The organism is Rhodanobacter soli (genome assembly GCF_039523495.1).
Taxonomy (GTDB): domain Bacteria; phylum Pseudomonadota; class Gammaproteobacteria; order Xanthomonadales; family Rhodanobacteraceae; genus Rhodanobacter; species Rhodanobacter soli.
The window spans coordinates 1-5,156 of record NZ_BAAAFK010000003.1 but is presented as its reverse complement, the minus strand read 5'-3'; the positions used below and the strand labels follow the sequence as shown (position 1 = coordinate 5,156).

Here is a 5,156-nt window from a genome sequence, read left to right as displayed (position 1 = left end):
TGCTGCGCTTCCACACCTGACCTATCAACCACCTGGTCTTGATGGTGCCTTAAGGAGAGTCAAGCTCTCGGGAGATCTCATCTTGGGGCGTGCTTCCCGCTTAGATGCTTTCAGCGGTTATCACTTCCGTTCGTAGCTACCGGGCAATGCCATGGGCATGACAACCCGAACACCAGCGGAACGTCCACTCCGGTCCTCTCGTACTAGGAGCAGCCCCCCTCAAATCTCCAACGCCCACGACAGATAGGGACCGAACTGTCTCACGACGTTCTGAACCCAGCTCGCGTACCACTTTAAATGGCGAACAGCCATACCCTTGGGACCGGCTACAGCCCCAGGATGTGATGAGCCGACATCGAGGTGCCAAACACCGCCGTCGATATGAACTCTTGGGCGGTATCAGCCTGTTATCCCCGGAGTACCTTTTATCCGTTGAGCGATGGCCCTTCCATACAGAACCACCGGATCACTATGACCTACTTTCGTACCTGCTTGATCCGTCGATCTCGCAGTCAAGCACGCTTATGCCATTGCACACAGTGCGCGATGTCCGACCGCGCTGAGCGTACCTTCGTGCTCCTCCGTTACTCTTTGGGAGGAGACCGCCCCAGTCAAACTACCCACCATACACGGTCCCTGACCCGGATTACGGGCCGAGGTTAGAACGTCAAGCACTTCAGGGTGGTATTTCAAGGATGGCTCCACGCAAACTGGCGTCTGCGCTTCAAAGCCTCCCACCTATCCTACACAGAAGAACTCAACGTTCAGTGTAAAGCTATAGTAAAGGTTCACGGGGTCTTTCCGTCTTGCCGCGGGAACGCTGCATCTTCACAGCGAATTCAATTTCACTGAGTCTCGGGTGGAGACAGCGCCGCTGTCGTTACGCCATTCGTGCAGGTCGGAACTTACCCGACAAGGAATTTCGCTACCTTAGGACCGTTATAGTTACGGCCGCCGTTTACTGGGGCTTCGATCAAGAGCTTCGCCTTGCGGCTGACCCCATCAATTAACCTTCCAGCACCGGGCAGGCGTCACACCCTATACGTCCACTTTCGTGTTTGCAGAGTGCTGTGTTTTTGATAAACAGTCGCAGCGGCCAGGTTACTGCGACCCATCAACGCTCAGTCACGCACGTGACCACGTCGATGGGCGCACCTTCTCCCGAAGTTACGGTGCCATTTTGCCTAGTTCCTTCACCCGAGTTCTCTCAAGCGCCTTGGGATTCTCACCCTGCCTACCAGTGTCGGTTTACGGTACGGTTTTTCTACAGCTGAAGCTTAGTGGCTTTTCCTGGAAGCGTAGTATCAGTCACTTCGTCCAATAGGACTCGTCTCGGTGCTCGGCATAAAGGGTCCCGGATTTGCCTAAGACCCATGCCTACCGCCTTTCCCCGGGACAACCAACGCCCGGTAGACCTAACTTTCTCCGTCCCCACATCGCACTGTAGAAAAGTGCTGGAATGTTAACCAGCTTCCCATCGACTACGCATTTCTGCCTCGCCTTAGGGGCCGACTCACCCTGCGCCGATGAACGTTGCGCGAGGAAACCTTGGGCTTTCGGCGTGGGGGCTTTTCACCCCCATTATCGTTACTCATGTCAGCATTCGCACTTCCGATACCTCCAGCAGACTTTACAATCCACCTTCACAGGCTTACGGAACGCTCCTCTACCGCGTACACATAAATGTGCACACCCCGAGCTTCGGTGCATAGCTTAGCCCCGTTAAATCTTCCGCGCAGACCGACTCGACCAGTGAGCTATTACGCTTTCTTTAAAGGATGGCTGCTTCTAAGCCAACCTCCTGGCTGTCTATGCCTTTCCACATCGTTTTCCACTTAGCTATGACTTTGGGACCTTAGCTGCGGGTCTGGGTTGTTTCCCTTTTCACGACGGACGTTAGCACCCGCCGTGTGTCTCCCGGATAGTCTGTCCTGGTATTCGGAGTTTGCCATGGTTTGGTAAGTCGCGATGACCCCCTAGCCATAACAGTGCTCTACCCCCAGGAAGATTCGTCCGAGGCGCTACCTAAATAGCTTTCGAGGAGAACCAGCTATCTCCGAGTTTGTTTAGCCTTTCACTCCTATCCTCAGCTCATCCCCATCTATTGCAACAGATGTGGGTTCGGTCCTCCAGTGCGTGTTACCGCACCTTCAACCTGGCCAAGGATAGATCACTCGGTTTCGGGTCTACTGCCAGAGACTATGCGCCCTATTCAGACTCGATTTCTCTTCGCCTCCCCTATACGGTTAAGCTTGCCACTGACAGTAAGTCGCTGACCCATTATACAAAAGGTACGCAGTCACCCTTGCGGGCTTCCACTGCTTGTACGTATACGGTTTCAGGGTCTATTTCACTCCCCTCTCCGGGGTTCTTTTCGCCTTTCCCTCACGGTACTAGTTCGCTATCGGTCAGTCAGTAGTATTTAGCCTTGGAGGATGGTCCCCCCATGTTCAGACAAGGTTTCACGTGCCCCGCCTTACTCAATTTCACACAAAATGCCTTTTCGTCGACTGGGCTATCACCATCTATGGCCGGGCTTTCCATCCCGTTTGACTAAAACATAATGTGCTTTTGGGCTAGTCCCCGTTCGCTCGTCGCTACTCAGGGAATCTCGGTTGATTTCTTTTCCTCCGGGTACTTAGATATTTCAGTTCCCCGGGTTCGCCCTGCATGGCTATGTATTCACCATGCAGTACTCCTTGCGGAGTGGGTTTCCCCATTCGGACATTGCCGGATCAAAGCTTGTTGCCAGCTCCCCGACACTTTTCGCAGGCTGCCACGTCCTTCATCGCCTCTGACTGCCAAGGCATCCACCGTATACGCTTAGTCGCTTGACCATATAACCCCAAGTCGCCTCGGGGCATGCACCCTCATCAGGTGCAGCCAAGTTACTTCGTTTTCGTGCCTTAACACTTGTCTCGGTTCGGTTCGAACCAAGACGCTTGTCACTCGTTTACATGTTTTCAAAGAACATCGCACCGGCCTCAATGCCGGACGATTTCAAATCTTTTGTGTGCTGATACTTCACGTGACGCTTGAGTGGTGGAGCCTGTCGGGATCGAACCGACGACCCCCTGCTTGCAAAGCAGGTGCTCTCCCAGCTGAGCTAAGGCCCCAAGGTATCCTTGGAATAATGGTGGGTCTGGGTGGACTCGAACCACCGGCCTCACCCTTATCAGGGGTGCGCTCTAACCACCTGAGCTACAGACCCAGAGATCGAGCCCCAGAACCTACACCAGCCTCTCTCGAACCTGGGCTCGAGGCGGCTGTTGATGAAGAGTCCGGCCACGGATGGCCGGTCTTGATCTTCGCTCTTCGCAACAGGACGTTGCGTAAAGCAACATCTTCGCGTGAAGTACAGGTGTCTTGTGTGGACGTCTTGCGTGAAGATTCACGCCGTCATTTCTTGAAAGGAGGTGATCCAGCCGCACCTTCCGATACGGCTACCTTGTTACGACTTCACCCCAGTCATGGACCACTCCGTGGGCGTCGTCCTCCTTGCGGTTAGACTAACGCCTTCTGGAGCAACCCACTCCCATGGTGTGACGGGCGGTGTGTACAAGGCCCGGGAACGTATTCACCGCGGCATAGCTGATCCGCGATTACTAGCGATTCCGACTTCACGGAGTCGAGTTGCAGACTCCGATCCGGACTGGGATCGGCTTTCTGGGATTGGCTCCACCTCGCGGTATTGCAACCCTCTGTACCGACCATTGTAGTACGTGTGTAGCCCTGGCCGTAAGGGCCATGATGACTTGACGTCATCCCCACCTTCCTCCGGTTTGTCACCGGCAGTCTCCTTAGAGTTCCCACCATTACGTGCTGGCAACTAAGGACAAGGGTTGCGCTCGTTGCGGGACTTAACCCAACATCTCACGACACGAGCTGACGACAGCCATGCAGCACCTGTGTTCCGATTCCCGAAGGCACTCCTGCATCTCTGCTGGATTCCGGACATGTCAAGGCCAGGTAAGGTTCTTCGCGTTGCATCGAATTAAACCACATACTCCACCGCTTGTGCGGGCCCCCGTCAATTCCTTTGAGTTTCAGTCTTGCGACCGTACTCCCCAGGCGGCGAACTTAACGCGTTAGCTTCGACACTGATCTCCGAGTTGAGACCAACATCCAGTTCGCATCGTTTAGGGCGTGGACTACCAGGGTATCTAATCCTGTTTGCTCCCCACGCTTTCGTGCTTCAGCGTCAGTGTTGTCCCAGATGGCCGCCTTCGCCACTGATGTTCCTCCCGATCTCTACGCATTTCACCGCTACACCGGGAATTCCACCATCCTCTGACACACTCTAGCTGCCCAGTATCCATCGCCATTCCCAGGTTGAGCCCGGGGATTTCACGACAGACTTAAACAACCGCCTACGCACCCTTTACGCCCAGTAATTCCGATTAACGCTTGCACCCTTCGTATTACCGCGGCTGCTGGCACGAAGTTAGCCGGTGCTTATTCCTCAGGTACCGTCAGCCCCATAGGTTATTAACCCGTGGTATTTCGTTCCTGATAAAAGTGCTTTACAACCCGAAGGCCTTCTTCACACACGCGGCATTGCTGGATCAGGCTTGCGCCCATTGTCCAATATTCCCCACTGCTGCCTCCCGTAGGAGTCTGGGCCGTGTCTCAGTCCCAGTGTGGCTGATCATCCTCTCAGACCAGCTAGCGATCGTCGCCTTGGTAGGCCATTACCCTACCAACTAGCTAATCGCACATCGGTCCGTCCAACCGCGCGAGGCCCGAAGGTCCCCCGCTTTCTCCCGTAGGACGTATGCGGTATTAGTCCCGGTTTCCCGAGGTTATCCCCCACGTCTGGGTAGGTCCCGATGCATTACTCACCCGTCCGCCACTCGCCACCCACAGTATTGCTACTGCTGTGCTGCCGTTCGACTTGCATGTGTTAGGCATGCCGCCAGCGTTCAATCTGAGCCAGGATCAAACTCTTCACTTAAGTTTTCGACAACCTCACCCTCGCGGGCTCGGCCATCTATCTTTCTGAAGCGTTCTTCCCAACCAATCAAAACTCATTACTGACTTTTTACTTGGTGGGACGCTTGCATTGCTTGGACAGGTCGTAACCCTCCAGCACAAGACGTCCACACAATTCACCTGCGCACACTGTCAAAGATCCTTGATCTGCATCCCGTTTCCGG

Annotated in this window: 2 tRNA genes and 2 rRNA genes; all 4 read right to left on the bottom strand. The window is 54.6% G+C overall.

From position 1 onward, the window contains the following. A 23S ribosomal RNA gene (locus ABD024_RS16270) occupies window positions 1–2,837 on the bottom strand; the annotation flags it as partial. A gap of 203 nt (window positions 2,838–3,040) precedes the next feature. Beyond that, window positions 3,041–3,116 (bottom strand) — tRNA-Ala (locus ABD024_RS16265). A gap of 18 nt (window positions 3,117–3,134) precedes the next feature. Further along, window positions 3,135–3,211: transfer RNA gene (locus tag ABD024_RS16260), tRNA-Ile, on the bottom strand. 198 nt (window positions 3,212–3,409) lie between these two features. Beyond that, a 16S ribosomal RNA gene (locus ABD024_RS16255) occupies window positions 3,410–4,954 on the bottom strand. Window positions 4,955–5,156 lie beyond the last annotated feature (202 nt).